18 protein-coding genes are annotated in these 19,678 nt (G+C 71.9%); 9 read left to right on the top strand and 9 right to left on the bottom strand.

What is annotated here, in order from left to right; translation table 11 throughout:
- Positions 1-13: 13 nt before the first annotated feature.
- From ACRYCC_RS20750 to ACRYCC_RS20715, 8 genes are all read right to left on the bottom strand, one after another.
- Complete coding sequence (locus ACRYCC_RS20750; protein ID WP_433814445.1) at positions 14-1,441, bottom strand: arabinose isomerase; 1,428 nt, start codon at positions 1,439-1,441, stop codon at positions 14-16.
- 11 nt (positions 1,442-1,452) lie between these two features.
- On the bottom strand, positions 1,453-3,495 hold the full coding sequence (locus ACRYCC_RS20745) for a bifunctional aldolase/short-chain dehydrogenase (protein WP_433814444.1): 2,043 nt from the start codon (positions 3,493-3,495) through the stop codon (positions 1,453-1,455).
- Complete coding sequence (gene rhaI / locus ACRYCC_RS20740; RefSeq protein WP_433814442.1) at positions 3,495-4,661, bottom strand: L-rhamnose isomerase; 1,167 nt, start codon at positions 4,659-4,661, stop codon at positions 3,495-3,497. Before rhaI ends, ACRYCC_RS20745 begins: the two co-directional genes overlap by 1 nt.
- 12 nt (positions 4,662-4,673) lie before the next feature.
- Positions 4,674-4,991 carry an L-rhamnose mutarotase gene (locus tag ACRYCC_RS20735; protein WP_433814441.1) on the bottom strand — a complete coding sequence of 106 codons (318 nt, stop codon included), beginning with the start codon at positions 4,989-4,991 and terminating at the stop codon, positions 4,674-4,676.
- Between the two features lie 74 nt (positions 4,992-5,065).
- Positions 5,066-6,154 (bottom strand): rhamnose ABC transporter substrate-binding protein, encoded by a 1,089-nt coding sequence (rhaS, locus tag ACRYCC_RS20730; RefSeq protein ID WP_433814439.1) that lies wholly within the window; start codon positions 6,152-6,154, stop codon positions 5,066-5,068.
- Between the two features lie 59 nt (positions 6,155-6,213).
- The gene (locus tag ACRYCC_RS20725; RefSeq protein ID WP_433814437.1) at positions 6,214-7,248 is read right to left on the bottom strand and encodes an ABC transporter permease; all 1,035 of its coding nucleotides are present in this window, start codon (positions 7,246-7,248) and stop codon (positions 6,214-6,216) included.
- Positions 7,238-8,287, bottom strand: a complete 1,050-nt coding sequence (locus tag ACRYCC_RS20720; protein WP_433814435.1) for an ABC transporter permease — start codon at positions 8,285-8,287, stop codon at positions 7,238-7,240. The genes ACRYCC_RS20725 and ACRYCC_RS20720 overlap by 11 nt, the downstream gene beginning before the upstream one ends.
- Complete coding sequence (locus ACRYCC_RS20715) at positions 8,284-9,807, bottom strand: sugar ABC transporter ATP-binding protein (protein WP_433814433.1); 1,524 nt, start codon at positions 9,805-9,807, stop codon at positions 8,284-8,286. The genes ACRYCC_RS20720 and ACRYCC_RS20715 overlap by 4 nt, the downstream gene beginning before the upstream one ends.
- Before the next feature lie 263 nt (positions 9,808-10,070).
- Between ACRYCC_RS20715 and ACRYCC_RS20710 the strand changes: the two genes are divergently transcribed.
- Genes ACRYCC_RS20710 through ACRYCC_RS20690 form a run of 5 tightly spaced genes read left to right on the top strand, consistent with a single transcriptional unit; the run spans position 10,071 to position 15,330 of the window.
- Entirely contained in the window at positions 10,071-11,123 is a 1,053-nt protein-coding gene (locus ACRYCC_RS20710) for a LacI family DNA-binding transcriptional regulator (RefSeq protein ID WP_433814431.1), read from the top strand.
- Positions 11,120-11,851 (top strand): (Fe-S)-binding protein, encoded by a 732-nt coding sequence (locus ACRYCC_RS20705; RefSeq protein WP_433814429.1) that lies wholly within the window; start codon positions 11,120-11,122, stop codon positions 11,849-11,851. Before ACRYCC_RS20710 ends, ACRYCC_RS20705 begins: the two co-directional genes overlap by 4 nt.
- Complete coding sequence (locus tag ACRYCC_RS20700; RefSeq protein WP_433814427.1) at positions 11,844-13,283, top strand: LutB/LldF family L-lactate oxidation iron-sulfur protein; 1,440 nt, start codon at positions 11,844-11,846, stop codon at positions 13,281-13,283. Before ACRYCC_RS20705 ends, ACRYCC_RS20700 begins: the two co-directional genes overlap by 8 nt.
- Positions 13,280-13,903, top strand: a complete 624-nt coding sequence (locus ACRYCC_RS20695) for a LutC/YkgG family protein (protein ID WP_433814425.1) — start codon at positions 13,280-13,282, stop codon at positions 13,901-13,903. Before ACRYCC_RS20700 ends, ACRYCC_RS20695 begins: the two co-directional genes overlap by 4 nt.
- Positions 13,900-15,330, top strand: coding sequence for a rhamnulokinase (locus tag ACRYCC_RS20690; RefSeq protein ID WP_433814423.1), 1,431 nt, complete (start codon positions 13,900-13,902; stop codon positions 15,328-15,330). Before ACRYCC_RS20695 ends, ACRYCC_RS20690 begins: the two co-directional genes overlap by 4 nt.
- 7 nt (positions 15,331-15,337) lie before the next feature.
- Here ACRYCC_RS20690 and ACRYCC_RS20685 read toward each other — a convergent pair whose 3' ends face one another.
- Entirely contained in the window at positions 15,338-15,997 is a 660-nt protein-coding gene (locus ACRYCC_RS20685) for a Uma2 family endonuclease (protein ID WP_433814421.1), read from the bottom strand.
- 167 nt (positions 15,998-16,164) lie between these two features.
- Here ACRYCC_RS20685 and ACRYCC_RS20680 point away from each other — a divergent pair, with 167 nt between their 5' ends.
- The 4 genes from ACRYCC_RS20680 to ACRYCC_RS20665 all read left to right on the top strand — a co-directional run bounded on the left by ACRYCC_RS20680 (position 16,165) and on the right by ACRYCC_RS20665 (position 19,673).
- Positions 16,165-17,022 carry an oxygenase MpaB family protein gene (locus tag ACRYCC_RS20680; RefSeq protein ID WP_433814419.1) on the top strand — a complete coding sequence of 286 codons (858 nt, stop codon included), beginning with the start codon at positions 16,165-16,167 and terminating at the stop codon, positions 17,020-17,022.
- A 62-nt stretch (positions 17,023-17,084) separates the two neighbouring features.
- On the top strand, positions 17,085-17,762 hold the full coding sequence (locus ACRYCC_RS20675; protein ID WP_433814417.1) for a phosphatase PAP2 family protein: 678 nt from the start codon (positions 17,085-17,087) through the stop codon (positions 17,760-17,762).
- Entirely contained in the window at positions 17,759-18,718 is a 960-nt protein-coding gene (locus ACRYCC_RS20670; RefSeq protein WP_433814415.1) for a diacylglycerol/lipid kinase family protein, read from the top strand. The genes ACRYCC_RS20675 and ACRYCC_RS20670 overlap by 4 nt, the downstream gene beginning before the upstream one ends.
- A gap of 4 nt (positions 18,719-18,722) precedes the next feature.
- Entirely contained in the window at positions 18,723-19,673 is a 951-nt protein-coding gene (locus ACRYCC_RS20665; protein ID WP_433814414.1) for a YihY/virulence factor BrkB family protein, read from the top strand.
- Positions 19,674-19,678: the final 5 nt, after the last annotated feature.

Genomic DNA, 19,678 nt, shown 5'->3' with positions numbered 1-19,678 from the left:
CGTGCAGAAGGGACTAGGGCCTCACCTCGATGAGCTCGATCTCCATCAGGTCCGCGAGGGCCTTGAGGTCGTCGATCCGGTGGCCGAGGCCCAGTGCCCAGTGGTGCGAGATGCCGGTGGCGCTCCAGGTGTCGACCCACTCCCCCGGGTCGCAGCCGAAGTCGACCCGCGAGGTGGTGTTGCCGATCTGCAGCAGCGGCCCGCCGACGACCTCCCCCTCCGAGGCGGCGAACGCGAAGCGCCCGTCGCGCCGCTGGATGATGCCGAACGCGGTGACCGGGCCGTGCTTGACGTCGAACTCCACCGAGACGCCGTAGCCGCGCTTGCCGTGGTAGACCCCGAGCCCCCGCAGCAGCGGCCTGGCGTCGCTGATGGCCAGGTGGGCGGGCCCGTCGTGGCCCATCTCGACATGCCCCCGCAGGAAGTCGAGCGCCTGCAGCTCGGTGAACGATCCGCCCGCGCCCAGCCGGTCCATGATCAGCATGGCGAGCGAGGTGCGCAGCTCGTACTCCCCGGCGGCGGGCACGCCGCGGGCGGTGAGCAGCGAGGCACCGAGGATCATCCCGGCGCCGAGCCGCTCGTGGATCTCGCCGTCCAGGCCCCGGTGGTAGTAGGCCAGGCTGTCCAGCCCGAAGTCCTCGACGAGCCGGTCCAGCCCGACCGACACCCGCGCCGCCCAGGTGAAGTCGTCGTCGTTGACCGAGTCGGCCAACTCGAACAGGCCGCGCGCGGTCCGCTTGGTGGCCTCGGTCTCGGCGTCGGTGACCTTCTCCACCCGCACGCGCAGGTCGTCGAACTCCAGCACCTCCACATGGCCGCCGAAGTTGGCCGAGACCAGGGTGAGGTCGGTGGCGACGTCGAGCATCCCCGGGTACAGGTGCCCGAGAAGCCCGTGACGCCCCCGCCGCAGCGCCGCCCGTACCCCGGCGGCGCGCACCCAGCGGCCGATCTTCGCCCAGGCCCGCTCGTCCTCCAGGTAGCCCGACACCGACCGGAACGGGATGTCGCAGCGCCGGAAGGTGTTGGCCATCTCCGGCAGCGGGCAGGCCCCGCAGTAGGCCAGCCACTGACCGGTGTCGAAGGTGGCGTGGTCCATCGACTCGGTCGGCTGCAGGTTGATCAGCAGTACGGGCGCGTCGCTGCGCTGGGCGATCGGGACCAGCATGGTGGCCGTCATGTAGGTGGTGAGGAACCCGACGATGATGTCGCAGCCCGCCGCCCGCAGCTTCTCGGCCGCCGCCGCGCCCTCCTGCGCGTCGGAGATGAAACCGACGTCGACCACGTCGGCGCCCAGGTCTCGCATGCGCTCCGACACCCGCCGGGCGGAGCGCTGGAGCTGCGGCAGCAGGTCGGGGAACTGGGGCCAGTACGCGCCCAGTCCGCCGGCGACGAGCCCGACCCGGACCCGCGGCGGCGCGGTGCGTTCGGTGATGACCGGCATGTGTGCTCTCCTCAGCGCAGGAAGGCGGCCGCGACGCCCGCGTCGACGGGGATGTGCAGCCCGGTGGTGTGGGTGAGGTCCCCGCCGGTGAGGGCGAAGACCGCGGCGGCGACGTGCTCGGGGAGGACCTCCCGCTTGAGCAGGGTGCGCTGGGCGTAGAACTCGCCGAGCTTGTCCTCCTCGACCCCGTAGACGGCGGCCCGCTTCGCCCCCCAGCCCCCGGCGAAGATCCCCGAGCCGCGGACGACGCCGTCGGGGTTGATGCCGTTGACCCGGATGCCGTGCCCGCCCAGCTCGGCGGCGAGCAGCCGCACCTGATGGGCCTGGTCGGCCTTGGCGGCCCCGTAGGCGACGTTGTTGGGCCCGGCGAAGACCGCGTTCTTGGACGAGATGTAGACGATGTCGCCGCCCATGCCCTGCTCGGTCATGACCCGGGCGGCCTCCCGGGAGACCAGGAACGAGCCGCGGGCCATGACGTCGTGCTGGAGGTCCCAGTCGGCGGCGGTGGTCTCGGCCAGCGGCTTGGAGATCGACAGCCCGGCGTTGTTGACGACCAGGTCGACGCCGCCGAACGCGAGCACCGCCGCCTGGAAGGCCGCGGCGATCTGCTCCTCGGAGGTCACGTCGACCGCGACGGCGACCGCGACGTCCTCGCGGCGCAGCGCCGAGCCGCCGAGCTCGGCGGCGATCTTCTCGGCGGCCGCGGCGTCCCGGTCGGCGACGACCACGCAGGCGCCCTCGGCGGCCAGCCGGCGGGCGGTGGCGGCTCCGATGCCCGACCCCCCGCCGGTCACCAGGGCGACCCTGGTGGCCAGCGCCTTGGGCTTCGGCATCCGCCGGAGCTTGGCCTCCTCCAGCGTCCAGTACTCGATGCGGAACTTCTCCGACTCGGGGATGGGCGCGTACGACGAGATCGCCTCGGCGCCCCGCATCACGTTGATCGCGTTGACGTAGAACTCGCCCGCCACCCGGGCGGTCTGCTTGTTCGCGCCGAAGCTGAACATCCCGACCCCGGGGACCAGCACGATCGCGGGGTCGGCGCCGCGCATCGGCGGCGAGTCCGGGCCCGCGTGCCGCTCGTAGTAGGACCGGTAGGCGTCGCGGTAGCCGGCGTGCAGCTCCGCCAGCCGGGCGGTGACCTGGTCCAGGGGCGCGGTGGGCGGCAGGTCCAGCACCAGCGGCGCCACCTTGGTGCGCAGGAAGTGGTCCGGGCAGGAGGTGCCGAGGGCGGCGAGCCGCGGGTGCTCGGCGCGGGCCAGGAAGTCCAGCACCTCGGGAGTGTCGGTGTAGTGGCCCACCTGCGGGTGGTCGGTGGAGGCCAGCCCGCGGACCAGCGGGAACAGCGCGGCGGCCCGGGCGCGCCGTTCGGCCTCCGGCAGCGTCTCGTGCACGACGGGCCCGAACGGGTCCGGGCGGCCGTGCTCGGCGATGTGGCGCTCGGCCGTGCCGATGATCTCCAGCGCGTTGGCCTGGCACTCCTGGCTGGTCTCGCCCCAGGCGGTGATCCCGTGCCCGCCGAGGATCACCCCGATGGCCTGCGGGTTGGCGGCCTTGATGGCGGCGATGTCGAGACCGAGCTGGAAGCCGGGCCGCCGCCAGGGCACCCACGCCACCCGGTCGCCGAAGATCTGCCGGGTAAGGTCCTCACCGTCGGCGGCGGTGGCGATGGCGATGCCGGAGTCGGGGTGCAGATGGTCGACGTGGGCGGCCTCGACGAGGCCGTGCATGGCGGTGTCGATGGACGGCGCCGCCCCGCCCTTGCCGAAGGCGCAGTGGTCGAACGCGGCGACCATCTCGTCCTCGCGCTCCACCCCCGGGTAGACCCCGGTGAGGGCGCGGAGCCGGTCCAGCCGCAGCACGGCGAGTCCCGCCACGGTGAGCGTGCCCAGGTCCCCGCCCGAGCCCTTCACCCACATCAGCTCGACCGGGGCACCGGTCACCGGGTCGGTCTCGGACCCCTTGGCGGAGGCGTTGCCGCCCGCGTAGTTGGTGTTGCGCGGATCGGCGCCCAGCGTATGGGACCGTTCCAGCAGTGCGGCGACTTCGTCGTTCATCAGGCCCCCCAGCCGGCGGCCTGGCCGCCCTGCCGCGCTTCGCGGATCTTCTCGAAGTACCCCGACCGGTGATAGGCGGCGATCGGGTCCGGGTCCAGTCCCTGCTCCTCGCGGAGCTCGGCGAGCAGCGGCCGGACGTCGGTGTTGTAGGCGTCCATCAGCACGGCGTTGGCGCCCAGCACGTCACCGGCCCGCTGCGCCGCGCGCAGCGCCCCGGCGTCCACCAGCAGCGCCTTGGCGGTCGCCTCCTGCACGTTCATCACCGAGCGGATCTGCCCCGGGATCTTCGGCTCGATGTTGTGGCACTGGTCGAGCATGAACGCGACTCCGGTCGCGTCCTCCAGCCCCCCGCCCTGGACCACCTCGTGCATGATCCGGAACAGCTGGAACGGATCGGCGGCGCCCACCATCAGGTCGTCGTCGGCGTAGAAGCGCGAGTTGAAATCGAAGCCGCCGAGCTTTCCGGCCCGCAGCAGCACGGCGACGATGAACTCGATGTTGGTGCCCGGCGCGTGGTGCCCGGTGTCCACGACCACCTGGGCCTTGGGACCGAGCTGGAGGCAGTGCGCGTAGGCGGTCCCCCAGTCCGGCACGTCCATCGTGTAGAAGGCCGGCTCGAACAGCTTGTACTCCAGCAGGAACCGCTGGTCGTCGCCGAGCCGCTCGTACACCTCGGCCAGCGCCGCGGCGAGCCGGTCCTGCCGGTCCCGGATGTCGTCCTGGCCCGGGTAGTTGGTGCCGTCGGAGAACCACAGCTTCAGGTCCCGCGAGCCGGTGGCGTCCATGATGTCGACGCACTCGAGCAGGTGGTCCACGGCCTTGCGGCGCACGCCCGGGTCCGGGTTGGTGACGCTGCCGAGCATGTAGTCGTCGTCCTGGAAGACGTTGGAGTTGATCGCCCCGATCCGTACCCCCGCGTCGGCCGCGTGGGCCGCGAGCGCCGCGTAGTCGTCGACCTTGTCCCACGGGATGTGCAGCGCCACGCTGGGCGCCACCCCGGTGAACCGGTGCACCTGCCCGGCGTCGTCCAGCTTCTCCTGCGGGGTGCGCGGCACCCCCTCCTGCGCGAACACCTTGAAGCGCGTGCCGGAGTTGCCGTACGCCCAGGAGGGCGTCTCGATCCGCTGGTTCCGCAGCACCGCCTTCAGCTGCGCTCTGTCCGTCATGTCTCACTCATCTCAATCGAGGTGGAAGACCTCGGTGAGGGGAGTCATCCCCTCGTCCGCGTGGCCGTCCAGGTCTTCGAAGAACGGCGCCATCTCGTTCTGCCAGCGCGCGTTCACATCCGTGCGGGCCATGCCTTCCAGCGCGGCCTCGAAGTCGTCGGTCTCCAGGTAGCCGACGAGCAGGCCGTCGTCGCGCAGGAAGAGCGAGTAGTTGTGCCAGCCCGTGTCCCGCAGCGCGGCGAGCATGTCCGGCCAGACGGCCCGGTGCCGCTCGCGGTACTCCGCCAGCCGGTCCTGCCGCACCTTCAGCAGGAAACAGACCCTTTTCATGTGGTCCCCCTGACCACCCCCGGGGCCCGCCGCCGGTCACGCGAGCGATCGCGTGGCCGGCGGCGGGAGGGGTGTCAGAAGTCGTACTGGTCGATGTTGTCCTTGTTGAAGACGGTCGGCGGGCCGAGGATGACCTCGCCGTTCTTGCCGATGGTCCGCTCACCGAGCTTGCCGGCCTTGAACTTCTCGCCCTCGGCGCCGGTGATCTGGTTGGAGGCCAGCGCCGCCGCCGCGTACGAGGCGAGGTAGCCGAGGTTGGCCGGGTCCCAGAGCTCGAAGCCCTGGACGGTGCCGTCCTTGACGAACTTGCGCATCTGGTTGGGCGTGCCGAGACCGGTCACCGCCACCTTGCCCTTGTACTGCGAGCCGGAGACGTAGCGCGCCGCGGCGGCGATGCCGACCGTGGTGGGCGCGATGATGCCCTTCAGGTCCGGGTAGGCCTGCAGCAGGCCCTGGGTCTGCTGGAAGGACTTCTGGTCGTCGTCGTCGCCGTAGGCGACCTTGACCAGCTGGAGGCCGGAGTACTCCGGCTTCTTCAGCTCGTCCTTCATGAAGTCGATCCAGGTGTTCTGGTTGGTCGCGTTCGCGGTGGCGGACAGGATCGCGATCTTGCCCTTGCCGCCGAGCTGCTTCGACAGCAGCGCCACCTCGCTGCGGCCGATGTCCTCGGAGCTGGCCTGGTTGATGAACAGGTTGCGGCAGTCCTTGTTGGCGTCCGAGTCATAGGCGACGATCTTGATGTTCTTCGCCATGGCCTGCTTCAGCGGGCCGCAGACCGCGTTGGGGTCGTTGGCCGCGATGAGGATCGCGTCCTGCTGCTGCTGGATGAGGGTGTTGATGTAGGAGATCTGCGAGGAGGCGGAGGCGTCGGACGGGCCGACCTCCTTGGCGGTGCCGCCGTACTCCTTGGCCGCGCCGATGCCGCCGTTGTCGACGATCGTCTCGTAGGGGTTGTTGACCTGCTTGGGCAGGAAGGCGATCTTCAGGCCCTTCTTGAGGGGCGCGTTCGGGTCGGCCGAGGCCTTGCCCGCCGAGGTGGCCTTGGTGTCGTCCTTGGCGGACGACTTGGTGGTGCCGCCGCACGCGGAGATGCCGACGGCGAGCACCGCGGCGATCGCCACGGAGGCCAGGCCGCGCGGGGCCGTGACAGAACGGAAGGTCATCGTCGAGTTGCCTTTCACAGGTGTACGAGGGGGTGGGGTGGAACGGCGGAGCCGCCCGGTCATGGGGACGGCACCGCCGGGGACGCGGGAGGCCCGGCGCGGGTGACGCGCCGCAGCCGCCATGCCTCACGCACCTGTGCGGCGATCCGCGGCGTGAGGACGGAGATGATGAGCAGCAGGCCCGTGACGATCGACTGGATCTCGGTCGCCACGTCGTGGAGCATCAGCAGGTTGCGGAGCAGGCCGATCAGCAGGACCCCGGCGACGACCCCGCCGAGCGTCCCCTTGCCGCCGTCGAAGTCGACGCCGCCCAGCAGCACGGCGGCGATGACGGCGAGCTCGATGCCGATCCCGTTGTCCGCCCGGGCGCTGCCGTAGCGCAGCGTGTAGACCGCGCCGGCGAACGCCGCGATGACACCGGAGACGACGAACAGCAGCAGCTTGATCCGCTTGACCCTGATGCCGGCGAAGAACGCCGTCTCCTCCTGGGCGCCGGTCGCGAACAGCGCCCGGCCCAGGCCGGTCGCGTGCAGCACCGCCGCGGTGACGACGGCGAGCAGCACGAACAGCGCGAAGGGGTACGGGATCGGCGTGCCCGGGACGGTCTGGGTGGCCAGGTCGGTGTACTGCTGCGGGAACTCCGCGACCGCCTTGCTGCCCAGGACCACGTAGGCCAGGCCCCGGTAGAGCGTCAGGGTGCCGATCGTCACCGCCAGCGACGGCAGGCCCAGCCTGGTCACCAGCAGGCCGTTGACCAGCCCGGCGACGGCACCGATGACCAGCAGCAGCGGGAAGATCGTCTCGATCGGCCAGCCCGCGTCCCACAGCGCCCCGAACAGGGCGCTGCACAGTCCCAGGACCGAGGCCACCGACAGGTCGACCTCGGCGGCCACCACCAGCAGGGTCATCGGCAGCGCGATGAGCGCGATCTCGCTGAGGTCGCCGAGCGCGAAGGAGAGGTTGTCGCTCGTGGCGAAGTCCGAGGTGCCGGACGCGCCGCCGACGAACACCACGATGAGCAGCGCCGTGACGATCACGTCCCAGCGCAGGAACCGGCCCAGCAGGGGGGTGCGGTTGACGGACTCAGGCGCCATGTCGGGCGTTCCTCCTTCGCAGCGCGCGGGTCACGCGGATGCCGAGCACGCGGTCCACGCTGATCGCCAGGAGCAGCAGCAGGCCCGCGATCGCGTCCTGCCAGAACGAGTTGACCTTGACCACGACCAGGACGCTCCCGATGGTGGTGAGCAGCAGGGCGCCGAGCGCGGCGCCGTACACGGTCCCGATCCCGCCGACGATGGCGACGCCGCCGACGACGACGGCGCTGACCACCTTCAGCTCCCAGCCGTGCGCCGCGTCCGCGACGACGGTGCCGAACCTGGCGAGCCACAGCACCCCGGCCAGGCCGGCCAGCAGGCCGCTGCAGACGTAGGCCGTCAGCACCCGCTTGCGGAGGGGCACGCCCGCCAGGCGGGCCGCGTCCGGGCTGGACCCGATCGCGTAGAACTCCCGGCCGGACGGGTAGGAGCGCAGGTAGTAGCCGACCAGCAGCATGACCCCGACCGAGATGAGCGGCAGGTACGGGACGCCCAGGACGTCGCCGTTGCCCAGGTCGAGCAGGGAGGGAGGGACGTCGGCGGCGTTGATCTGCTGGCCGTGCGCCCAGTAGTAGTCGAGCCCCTGGATGACGTAGAGCGTGCCGAGGGTGACCACCAGCGCCGGCACCCGGAAGAAGCTGACCAGCAGGCCGTTGACCAGGCCGCAGCCCGCGCCGATCGCCATCCCGAGGACGATCACCAGCAGCAGGTTGCGGTCGGGGTGGCCCAGGACGAACTTGCCCGTGGCGAAGGCGACCAGGCCCACCACCGACCCGACGGACAGGTCGATGTTGCGGGTGATCACCACCATCGTCTGCCCGACCGCCAGCAGCGCCAGGATCGAGGCGTTCAGGAAGATGTCCTCGACGCCCTGGTGCGACAGGAACCGCGGATTGGCGATCGTGGTCCCCACGACGAGGACGATCAACGCGGCCAGGATGCTCAGCTCACGGGCCCGCAGCACGAGGTCGACCAGGCCGCTCCCGCGGGAGCGTCCTCCGGGCGCGCTCCGCGCCGGGGCCTTCACCGCCGTCGTCACGCCGCCGCCTTTCCGTTGCCGCCGGTCGCGGCCGCCATGACGGTCTCCTCGGTGGCCTGGTCGCGCGGGATCTCGGCGACCAGGCGGCCCTCGTACATGACGAGCACCCGGTCGGCCATGCCCAGCACCTCGGGAAGGTCGGAGGAGATCATCAACACGGCGAGGTCCTGCGCGGCGAGCTCCGACAGAAGCCGGTGCACCTCGGCCTTGGTGCCGACGTCGATGCCGCGGGTGGGCTCGTCCACGATCAGCACCGAGGGCTCGGTGGCGAGCCACTTGGCCAGCACGACCTTCTGCTGGTTGCCGCCGGACAGCACGCCGACCCCGTCCGACAGCCGGCCGTACTTCAGCTGGAGCCGCAGCGCCCAGTCCCGGGCCCGGTCGCGCTCGGCCCGCCGGGAGATCAGCGGGCCACGGCGCAGCGAGCGCAGCTGGGTGAGCCCGATGTTGCGCTCGATGGAGCCCTCCATGACCAGGCCCTGCTGGCGGCGGTCCTCCGGGACCAGCGCCAGCCCGGCCGCCATGGCCGCGGTGGGGCTGGCGGCCGGCAGCCGCCGCCCGGCGACCTCCACCCCGCCGGCGTCCCAGCGGTCCACCCCGAAGACCGCCCGCGCGACCTCGCTGCGCCCGGCCCCGACCAGGCCGGCCAGCGCGACGATCTCACCGCGGCGCACCTCGAAGGACACGTCGGTGAAGACGCCCTCGCGGGTCAGCCGGGAGACCTTGAGCGCGACCTCGCCGGGCTGGACGTCCTGCTTGGGGTACAGCGTGCCGAGCTCCCGCCCGACCATGCGCTGTACCAGGTCGTCGGAGGTGAGGCCGGCGACGGGCTCGCTGGCGATCCACTTGCCGTCCCGCAGTGTCGTCACCTGCTGGCAGATCGCGAAGATCTCCTCCAGCCGGTGCGAGATGAACAGGATCGCGCAGTCGTGCTCCTGCAGGGTGCGCACCACGGAGAACAGCCGGGCGACCTCCTGGCCGGTGAGCGCCGCGGTCGGCTCGTCCATGATCAGCACGCGGGCGTCGCGGGAGATGGCCTTGGCGATCTCGACGACCTGCTGGTCGGCGATGGAGAGCCCGCGGGCCGGCTGCTGCGGGTCGAGCGTCACCCCGAGCCGGGTGAACAGGTCGGCGGTCGCGGCGTGCATCGCGCGCCGGTCGATCCGGCCGAAGCGGGCGCGCGGCTGACGGCCCATGAAGATGTTCTCCGCCACCGACAGGTCGGGGAAGAGGGTCGGCTCCTGGTAGATCACCGCGACGCCGGCGTGCTGCGCGTCGCCGGGCCCGGAGAAGGTCACCGGCCTGCCGTCCAGCAGGATCTCGCCCGAATCGGGGCGGTGCACACCTGCGAACGTTTTTACGACGGTGGACTTCCCGGCACCGTTCTCCCCCGCCAGGGCGTGCACCTGGCCCGCGCGCAGTTCGAGGTTGACGCCCTGGAGCGCCTGGACGGCCCCGAACGACTTGCTCACGCTGACCAGCGCCAGTGTCGGCGGGGCCGAGGGAGCGGGTTCACTCACGGAGACCCTCCTCGTCTGGGTGAATGTGGGGTGGATGGTCAAAAACGTTTTAATCAGGACGTTGCGGAGGACGCTAGATGTGACGTGCGGCACTCGTCAAGCCCCGGTCTCGCAAAACTTCCTTTTTGCCGCACCACCGGGCCTTCCGCGACCCGCCCGCACCGCCCGCCCGCGACGGCACCGCCATGACCTAGGGGTTGACACGTTTTAATGACCCGGCCAAAGTGAGCCCAGCAACAACATGGACCGACGGAGGGCTGGGGATGGGCAAACGCGGCGAGGGCACCCGTCCTGCAGGCCCTCCGCAGCCGGCCCCGGCGGTAGGCATCAAGCAGGTCGCGGTGCACGCGGGCGTCTCCCCCGGCACCGTGTCCAACGTGCTCAACCGGCCCGAGCGGGTCGCCCCGGAGACCCGGACGAGGGTCGAGCAGTCCATCCGGACGCTGGGCTTCGTGCGCAACGGGTCGGCCTCGACGCTGCGCGCCGGCCAGGGACGTACGATCGGGCTGATGGTGCTGGACCTGGGCAATCCGTTCTTCACCGACATGGCCCGCGGGGTCGAGGACGTGGTGAGCGAGCGCGCCTACGCCGTCATCCTGTGCAGTTCCAGCGCCTCGGTCGCCCGAGAGGAGCGCAATCTGCGCATGCTTGCCGAGCAGCGCGTCCGCGGGGTGCTGGTCACGCCCGTGGACGACGAGGCCGGGCGCCTCGACCTGCTGCGCGAGCGGGGGGTCGCCACGGTCATGCTGGACCACACCGCGACCCGGCCGGATCAGTGCTCGGTGGCCGTCGACGACGTCGCCGGCGGGAAGCTCGCGGTCACGCACCTGCTGGAGCGCGGGGCCCGGCGGATCGCCTACATCAGCGGCCCGCTCTCGATCCGCCAGTGCGAGGACCGGCGCGCCGGGGCTCTGCGCGCGCTGACCGCCGCGGGGCTCGGCGAGGGGGCGCTGCACGAGGTCGTCGTCCCGGCCATGTCGCCGCGCGCCGGCCAGGAGGCCACCGAGAAGCTGCTCGCCGAGCAGGAACTGCCCGACGCGATCTTCTGTGCCAACGACCTGCTCGCCATGGGCGTGCTCCGCGCGCTGCTGCAGGCGGGCGTCTCGGTGCCCGGCGAGGTCGCCCTGATCGGCTACGACGACATCGAGTTCACCGCCGCGGCGGCGGTCCCGCTGAGCTCGGTCCGGCAGCCGACCTACCAGCTCGGCCGCATCGCCACCGAACTGCTCCTGGACGAGTGCGACAACCCCCTGAGCCACGCGCACCAGCAGGTGATGTTCCAGCCGGAACTAGTGATCCGGGAGTCCACCGCATGAAGATCGCGCTGTTCGTCACCTGCGTCAACGACACGATGTTCCCCGACACCGGCAAGGCCATCGTCCGGCTGCTGACCCGGCTCGGGCACCAGGTGGACTTCCCGATGGGCCAGACCTGCTGCGGCCAGATGCACTTCAACACCGGCTACCGCGCGCAGTGCGTCCCGCTGGTGCGCGGCTTCACCGAGACCTTCGAGCCGTACGACGTGGTGGTGACCCCGTCGGCGTCGTGCGCGGCCATGGTCCGGGACTGGCACGGGCGGGTGGCGGCGGAGGCGGGCGACACCGCGCTCGCCGAGGCGTCCGCCCGGGTGACGCCCCGGGTGCACGAGCTGTCGGAGCTGCTGGTGGACGTGCTCGGGGTGACCGACGTGGGCGCCTACTTCCCGCACCGGGTCACCTACCACCCCACGTGCCATTCGCTGCGGCTGCTCAAGGTCGGCGACCGGCCGCTGCGGCTGCTGCGCGAGGTGCGCGGCATCGACCTGGTCGAGCTCCCGGACGCGGCCGAGTGCTGCGGGTTCGGCGGCACCTTCGCCCTGAAGAACCCCGAGGTCTCCGCGGCGATGGCGGCCGACAAGGTGACCAACGTACGCCGGACCCGCGCCGAGATCCTCTGCGCGGCCGACAACTCCTGCCTGATGCACATCGGCGGCACGCTGTCGCGGATGCGCACCGGGGTGGGCACCCTGCACCTGGCCGAGATCCTGGCGAGGACCGATGAGTGAGCACATGCCGACCTACGTGGGAATGCCCGCCTTCCCAGAGGCGGCGCGGAAGGCCGTCGGCGACACGCTGCTGCGCCGCAACCTGGCCCACGCCACCTCGACCATCAGGGACCGCCGGGCGAAGGCCATCGGAGAGCTCGGCGACTGGCCCGAGCTGCGCGAGTCCGCCAAGCAGATCAAGGACCACACCCTCGAGCATCTGGGCCACTACCTGCGCCTGCTGGAGGAGCGGGTGACGGCGGCGGGCGGCACCGTGCACTGGGCCCGCGACGCCGAGGAGGCCAACCGCATCGTCACCGGGCTGGTCCGCGCCACCGGCGAGACCGAGGTCGTCAAGGTCAAGTCGATGGCCACCCAGGAGATCGGTCTCAACGAGGCGCTGGCCGAGGCCGGCATCACCGCCTACGAGACCGACCTGGCCGAGCTGATCGTGCAGCTCGGGCACGACCGGCCGTCGCACATCCTGGTGCCGGCCATCCACCGCAACCGCGCCGAGATCCGGGAGATCTTCCGGCACGAGATGGCCGACGCGCCGGCGGACCTGTCCGACACCCCCGCCGACCTGGCCGAGGCCGCCCGGCGTCATCTGCGCGCGAAGTTCCTGTCCGCCAAGGTCGCCGTCTCGGGGGGCAACTTCGCCATCGCCGAGACCGGCACGGTCGTGGTGGTGGAGTCGGAGGGCAACGGCCGGATGTGCCTGACCCTGCCGGACACCCTGATCTCGGTGGTGGGCATCGAGAAGCTCCTGCCCACCTTCAAGGACCTCGAGGTCTTCCTCCAGCTGCTGCCGCGGTCCTCGACCGCGGAGCGGATGAACCCCTACACCTCCATGTGGACCGGGGTGACCCCCGGCGACGGGCCACGGGACTTCCACCTGGTGCTGCTCGACAACGGGCGCGTCGACACGCTCGCCGACGAGGTGGGCCGCCAGGCCCTGCGCTGCATCCGCTGCTCGGCCTGCCTCAACGTCTGCCCCGTCTACGCGCGGGCCGGCGGCCACGCGTACGGCTCGGTCTACCCGGGACCGATCGGGGCCATCCTGTCCCCGCAGATCCGCGGGATCGGCTCGGACATCGACGCCTCCCTGCCCTTCGCGTCCACGCTCTGCGGTGCCTGCTACGAGGTGTGCCCGGTCGCCATCGACATCCCCGAGGTGCTGGTCCATCTGCGCGCCAAGGTCGTCGAGTCCTCGCACAAGCACCCCCTGGAGCGGTCCGCGATGGCGGTGGCGGGCTGGACGCTGCGCTCCCCCGCCCGGCTCGCCCTCGCCCAGCGGGCCGGCTCGATGAGCCGCCGCGTCGTCGCCCGGCGCGGGCGGATCCGCCGGCTGCCCGGGCCGCTGCGGGCCTGGACCGACACGCGCGACATGGCCGCTCCCCCGGCGGAGTCCTTCCGCGCCTGGTGGAAACGGACCAACGGAGGTGCCGGATGAGCGCACGCGAGGAGATCCTCGGCCGGATCGAGGCGGTCTTCCCCGGCCGTCCCGCCGCCGACGTCGCCGCGGCCTACGCGGCGGTCGGGCGGCCCTACCTGGACCGTCACCACGAGGACGGCGTCCTGGAGCTGTTCGCCGAGCGGGTGGCCGACTACCGCGCGATCGTGCACCGGGTGACCCCGGAAGAGCTGCCGGCCGCCGTCGCGGCGGCGCTGTCGGCGCGTACGGGTCCGTACGCGCTGCCCGGCGGGCTGCCCGCCGGCTGGGTCACCGGGGTCGATCCGGCCCGGCTGGTGGCCGAGGAGGCCGCGGGCGACCTGGACCTGCTGACCGGGGTGATCACCGGCTGCGCGGTGGCGATCGCCGAGACGGGCACCATCGTGCTCGACCACGGGCCGGCCCAGGGCCGCCGCGCGCTCACCCTGGTGCCCGACCACCACGTCGTCGTCGTCACCGCGGACCAGGTCGCCCCGGACGTCCCCGAGGCGCTCGCCCGGCTCACCCCCACGGTGCCGCTGACCTTCATCTCCGGGCCGTCGGCCACCAGCGACATCGAACTGTCCCGGGTCGAGGGCGTGCACGGCCCCCGTCTGCTCGAAGTGATCATCTCGACATGACCGCGAGTGTTTTCGCCGCCGTGGACCTGGGTGCCTCCAGCGGCCGGGTGATGACCGCCCGGATCGGTGACGGGCACCTCGACCTCACCGAGGTGCACCGTTTCGCCAACCAGCCGGTGCAGGTGCGGGGCACCCTCTACTGGGACATCCTCGCGCTCTACCGCAACGCCCTGGAGGGGCTGCGGGCGGCCGGGCCGCTGACGTCGGTGGGGATCGACTCCTGGGCGGTCGACTACGGCCTGCTCGACGCCTCGGGGACCCTGCTCGGCAACCCGGTGCACTACCGCGACACCCGCACCGAGGGGATCATGCGGGAGCTGCGCGGGCGGCTTCCGGACGAGGAGCTGTACGAGCTGACCGGCCTGCAGTTCCTGCCGTTCAACACCATCTACCAGCTGGTCGCGGCGGCCCGCGGCGGAGGACTGGACCGCGCCGAGACCCTGCTGCTCATCCCGGACCTGCTGGCCTACTGGCTGACCGGCACGGCCGGGGCGGAGCTGACCAACGCCTCCACCACCGCGCTGTTCGACGTACGGTCCCGTACCTGGTCGGCGGCCCTGATGGAGCGGCTGGGCATCCCCGCCGGGCTCTTCCCGGCGCTGCGCGAGCCCGGCACCCCGGCCGGCACGACGCTCGCCGGGGCCGGGCTGCCCGCCGACCTGCCCGTCACGGCGGTGGCGTCGCACGACACCGCCTCCGCGGTGGCCGCCGTCCCGGCCTCCGGTGACCGGTTCGCCTACATCTCGTGCGGCACCTGGTCGCTGGTCGGGGTGGAGCTGCCCGCACCGGTGCTGACCGCCGCGAGCCGGGCCGCCAACTTCACCAACGAGGCGGGCGTCGACGGGACCACGCGCTACCTCCGCAACGTCATGGGCCTGTGGCTGCTCCAGGAGTCCGTGCGCGTGTGGGGCTCCCCCGCGCTGCCGGACCTGCTCGGCGCGGCCGCGGCGCGGCCCCCGTTCCGGTCGCTGGTGGACCCGGACGCCGCGGAGTTCCTGCCGCCCGGCGACATGCCGGCCCGCATCGCCGCGTACTGCCGCCGGACCGGCCAGCCGGAGCCCGCGGACGAGGCGGCGACCGTGCGCTGCATCCTCGACAGCCTGGCCCTCGGCCACCGGGCGGCCCTCCGGCAGGCCGCGGCGCTGTCCGGCCGCGAGCCCGAGGTGGTCCACCTGGTCGGCGGCGGTTCCCGCAACGCGCTGCTGTGCCAGCTCACCGCCGACGCCTGCGGCCTGCCGGTCGTCGCCGGCCCGGTCGAGGCGACGGCCCTGGGCAACGTGCTGGTCCAGGCACGGGCGTTCGGAGTGGTCAAGGACCTCGCGGAGATGCGCGGCCTGGTCGCCGCCACCCAGCACCTGCGGCGCTACGAACCACGCGGCGACGACACCGCCTGGGCCGAGGCCGCCGGGCGCGTGGGCCTGGCCTGACCAGGCCTCAGGCCCACGGCTCCCACGCGCCGGTGGTGAGCTCGATCCCGAACGGCTCCGGGAGCCGGATCGTCGCGCCGAACTCCCAGGTGTCCTCGTGCAGGTAGGCCTTGGTGCCCTGCTCGGGGATGGAGTAGAGGGTGGCCCGCGCGCACCGGGGATCCCGGTCGATCAGGAGGTAGTACGGGATCTCCGCCTGGGCGTAACCGCTCCACTTGGTGCTCTTGGCACGCTTCGGCTGCGGCGGCCGGTCGTTGTCGGCGTTGGACGGCGAGGTGACCTCGAGGACGAGTTCCACCTGGTCGGGAACGAGGTAGAGCACGTTGGCGCGCTGCGCGGCCGCGAACGTCTCCGCGTCCAGGACCATGAGATCCGGGATGTAGCCGTCCTGGATGCCGACCAGGTCCAGACCGGTGGCCTGGACACACCGCCACGAGAAGCCCGGCGCGCCGGCGCGGGCCTCGGCGAAGCCGTCTGAGATCGCCTGGACGATCCCGCCATGCCCGAAGGCCGGTGCCGGTGACACGACGATCTCCCTGCCGATGATCTCTATCCGGGTGCGCTCATGGGGAAGATCGAGATAGCCGTCCAGCTCGCCGCGGGCCCAGAGGGCGTACGGCGTCTCCGGCAGCACCAGGTTGAGGTGTGCCTCCACGGCGACGCTCACGCTGTGCGACTCCTCCCTCACGATCGGCTCCGGTCATCGTAGGGAACACGTGCTGCCAGCGTACCGAGAACAGCGTTCCCCGCCTGGTGGCGAGGGCCGGCGGCGACGTCTCTTGACGGCGGGGGGACGACCGCTATCGTGGTAAGCAATTCCTTACTGGAGGCGTCGTGCCCGCTGCTCCGATCGGCAAGGACTCGCTGCTGTGGAAGTACGCGAGCGACGTGCGCTCGCTCATGCCGGGGGCCACCGCGGGGCTGATGCAGCTCATGCATCCGGGGATCGGCGCTGGCGTCGCCGAGCATTCGGCGTTCTTCGACGACCCGTTCGACCGCATCTACCGCTCCGTACCGCAGATCTGGGCGACGATCCTCACCGCCGACGGCGACGGCCGCGGGCTGGGCATCCGTGACCTGCACCGGCGCATCGGCGGCGTCGACGAGCACGGGCGGCGCTACCACGCGCTGGAGCCCGAGACCTTCTGGTGGGCGCACGCCACCTTCACCTGGGAGATCTTCAAGGCGGCCGAGCTCTTCCACCCGGAGAAGCTCACCGCCGACCAGCATGAGCGGCTCTACGCGGAGACGGTCACCTGGTACGCCCGCTACGGGGTGAGCATGCGGCCGGTGCCCCCGGACTACGGCTCCTTCCAGTCCAAGTTCTGGCACGTGTGCACCCGTGGCCTGGAGCTCACCCCCGCCGCCGCTCGCGCCCTCGACATCGCCCGCAACGGCTCGGCCTCGCTGTCGCTGGTGCCCGTCGGGCCGCCGATGATGGACCGGGCCGGACGGCTCATGCTGGAACGCCCGCTGCGGATCATCACCTTCGGCTGCATGCCGGGCGTGCTCCGCGCGCGGTTCGACATCCCGTGGCGCGCCGCCGACGAGGCGCGGTTCCGGGCCTTGGCGCTGGCGACCCGGCGCGGCTTCCACGTGGTGCCCGGCCGGCTCAACCACTGGACGATGCGCAGCACGCTACGGTACGTGGGCGCGCAGACCCGGGAGCAGCGCTACCAGCCCGCGGCCTGATCACACCGCGCAGGTCAGCACGGCTACGGGCATATTCGCTGGTACAGGGGTAACAGTCGGGCATGCTTCAACAGAACGGGCGCACAGCGGTGCGCATTCTCCTGCCGATCGCGGTCTGGACGGCCGTCCTGATCGGCTTGGGCCTGGTCATCACCAAGGTGCTCGACCACTCGTGGCCCTTCACCGCGGAGGATGAGGTCAACCGGGACCTCGCCGCGGATCGCACATCGACGTGGAACACGGTCTCCAAGGTCTTCTCCTACCTGGCGGAGACCCCGACCATCATCGCGCTCACGGCGATCGCGGCCCTGGTCATGTGGCTGGTGCTGCGCAACCTCCGGGAGCCGCTGTTCCTCGTAACGGCGGTCTCGGCGCAGGCCCTGGTGTTCCTGCTGACCACGCTCGCCATCGACCGGGGCCGCCCGGCCGTGCCGAAGCTGGACGCCTCGCCGCCCACCTCGAGCTTCCCCTCCGGGCACACCGGTGCCGCGCTGGCCCTGTACGGCGGGGTCGCGCTGGTGATCACACTGCACGCCCGGCGCAAGTCCCTGACCCTCGCGTGGTGGGCGCTGTTCCTGGCGATTCCGCTCGCGGTGGCGGTGGCCCGGCTCTACCGGGGTATGCACCATCCGAGCGACGTCACCGCGTCGTTCCTCAACGGAGCGGTCTGCATCGCGGTGTGCGCGCGGGCGCTGCTCACCAAGGTCCAGTCAGTCCCTTTCGCAGGAAGACCACGATGAACCCGATCCGTACCGCGGTGATCGTCAACCCCGTGAAGGTCGACGACCTGGACGGCTACCGCAAGTCGGTCATCGAGGCGCTCGCCGCGGCCGGTCATCCGGAGCCGCACTGGCTGGAGACCACCCCGGAGGACCCGGGGACCGGCCAGGCCGAGCAGGCGCTGAGCGAGGGGGCCCAGCTGGTCTACGCGTGCGGCGGCGACGGTACGGTGCGCGCCGTCGCCGAGGGGCTCGCCGGCACGGGAGTGCCGCTGGCCGTGCTCTGCGCCGGGACCGGCAACCTGCTGGCCCGCAACCTGGGGCTCACCGCCGGGCTGGAGGAGGCGTTCGAGACCGGGCTGTCGGGCCGGGACCGGGCGATCGACCTCGGCGTCGCCGACGGTCACCGGTTCGCGGTCATGGCGGGCATGGGCATCGACGCAGGCATGATCACTGACACGCCCGAGCCGGCCAAGAAGCGGCTGGGCTGGCCGGCCTACGCCATCGGGGTCGTACGTCAGCTGCGGCGGCGGCCGATGCACGTCACCGTGCGGGTCGACGGCGGGCGCCCGCTCCGGCGGCGCGCCCGGATGGTCGTGGTCGGCAACGTCGGTGAGCTGCACGCGGGGCTGCTCCTGCTGCCGGACGCCGTGCCCGACGACGGGATGCTGGACGTGCTGATCCTGTCCCCCAGCACGCCGGCCGACTGGCTGCGGGTCGCCGTGCGGATCCTGCGCCGGCACCCCGGCGAGGACCGCAGGATCGTCCGGCTGCGCGGCGAGCACATCGAGATCACCACCGACCGGCCCTACGACCGCGAGTGCGACGGTGAGCCGATCGGCGCCGCCGCCTCCCTGACCGTCCGCGTGGAGCCCGGCGCGCTGCTGCTGCGGGTACCGGCCGACGACCACGACGCCGACGACCAGGACGCCGGCTCGCAGGACGCCGACCACGCAGGCCCGCAGGATCGGGGGTAGGGGCATGGGCACCGCGACGAAGGTCCCGCAGAGCCGCACCATGAGCGGTGAGGAGCTATCGGCCGACGACGCCTGGCACACCCTGCGCCACACCGGCGCCGGGCAGCTCCTGCGGGACGCGTTCCTGCGCTTCCGCTACAGCGACGGTTTCACCAACTCCCGGGCGCTGGCCTTCCAGATCTTCCTCACCACCATTCCCGGCGTGATCGCGCTGGTCGGCATCAGCGCCTCGGTGCATCAGCGCCAGCTCGCCCAGGTCCTGCAGGAGGTCATGCTCCGGCTGACGCCCGGCACCGGCCGGCAGCTGGTGGAGGACGCGCTCAGCTCCGGTCGGCGGGTCGGCGAGGGCAGCCGGTTCGCCGTGGTCTTCGGTGGCGTCACCGCGTTCGCCTCCCTGGTCACGGCGATGGGACAGATCGAGCGCGCCGCCAACCGGATCTACGGCGTGGAGCGCGACCGGCCCTTCCACCGCAAGTACGGCCGCGCCATGCTGATGGCGGTCACCGCCGGCTCGACGATGATCGCCGGCTTCGTGATCCTGGTGGCGGGGCGGGAGTTCGGGGAGGCCTGCGCACGCGTCTACCACTGGCCGTCGATCACGACGACCCTGTGGAGCTACGGCCGGTGGCCCCTCGGGCTGCTGATGGCCCTGGTGTCGGCCAGCGTGCTGTTCCGGTCCGCGCCCCGCCGCCGCCAGCCGGGCTACAGCTGGCTGGCCTTCGGCGGCGGCCTCGCGCTGGCACTGTGGCTGCTGTTCAGCTGGCTGCTGGTGCAGTACGTGGAGCGCGCGTCCAGTTTCGGCAGCACCTACGGCCCGCTGACCGGGGTGGTGGCCCTGCTGCTGTGGTCGCTGCTCAGCTCGATGGCGCTGTTCTTCGGCATCGCGTTCTCCGCCCAGCTCGAGGCCTGCCGGACGCTGAAGGGCGAACCGGTCGAGAACGACCCGGGGGCCTGACCGGC

It is taken from the genome of Actinomadura scrupuli (genome assembly GCF_050971785.1).
GTDB classification, from domain to species: Bacteria; Actinomycetota; Actinomycetes; order Streptosporangiales; family Streptosporangiaceae; genus Actinomadura_E; species Actinomadura_E scrupuli.
The sequence above is the reverse complement of the archived record's forward strand: the minus strand, read 5'-3'. Positions and strand labels throughout refer to the sequence as shown.

What these genes read in the sequence shown, in the direction of transcription:
- ACRYCC_RS20750 (WP_433814445.1), bottom strand. Translation starts at nt 1,441, where the DNA reads ATGCCGGTCATCACCGAACGCACCGCGCCGCCGCGGGTCCGGGTCGGG.
- ACRYCC_RS20745 (WP_433814444.1), bottom strand. Translation starts at nt 3,495, where the DNA reads ATGAACGACGAAGTCGCCGCACTGCTGGAACGGTCCCATACGCTGGGC.
- rhaI (WP_433814442.1), bottom strand. Translation starts at nt 4,661, where the DNA reads ATGACGGACAGAGCGCAGCTGAAGGCGGTGCTGCGGAACCAGCGGATC.
- ACRYCC_RS20735 (WP_433814441.1), bottom strand. Translation starts at nt 4,991, where the DNA reads ATGAAAAGGGTCTGTTTCCTGCTGAAGGTGCGGCAGGACCGGCTGGCG.
- rhaS (WP_433814439.1), bottom strand. Translation starts at nt 6,154, where the DNA reads ATGACCTTCCGTTCTGTCACGGCCCCGCGCGGCCTGGCCTCCGTGGCG.
- ACRYCC_RS20725 (WP_433814437.1), bottom strand. Translation starts at nt 7,248, where the DNA reads ATGGCGCCTGAGTCCGTCAACCGCACCCCCCTGCTGGGCCGGTTCCTG.
- ACRYCC_RS20710 (WP_433814431.1), top strand. Translation starts at nt 10,071, where the DNA reads ATGGGCAAACGCGGCGAGGGCACCCGTCCTGCAGGCCCTCCGCAGCCG.
- ACRYCC_RS20705 (WP_433814429.1), top strand. Translation starts at nt 11,120, where the DNA reads ATGAAGATCGCGCTGTTCGTCACCTGCGTCAACGACACGATGTTCCCC.
- ACRYCC_RS20700 (WP_433814427.1), top strand. Translation starts at nt 11,844, where the DNA reads ATGAGTGAGCACATGCCGACCTACGTGGGAATGCCCGCCTTCCCAGAG.
- ACRYCC_RS20695 (WP_433814425.1), top strand. Translation starts at nt 13,280, where the DNA reads ATGAGCGCACGCGAGGAGATCCTCGGCCGGATCGAGGCGGTCTTCCCC.
- ACRYCC_RS20690 (WP_433814423.1), top strand. Translation starts at nt 13,900, where the DNA reads ATGACCGCGAGTGTTTTCGCCGCCGTGGACCTGGGTGCCTCCAGCGGC.
- ACRYCC_RS20675 (WP_433814417.1), top strand. Translation starts at nt 17,085, where the DNA reads ATGCTTCAACAGAACGGGCGCACAGCGGTGCGCATTCTCCTGCCGATC.
- ACRYCC_RS20670 (WP_433814415.1), top strand. Translation starts at nt 17,759, where the DNA reads ATGAACCCGATCCGTACCGCGGTGATCGTCAACCCCGTGAAGGTCGAC.
- ACRYCC_RS20665 (WP_433814414.1), top strand. Translation starts at nt 18,723, where the DNA reads ATGGGCACCGCGACGAAGGTCCCGCAGAGCCGCACCATGAGCGGTGAG.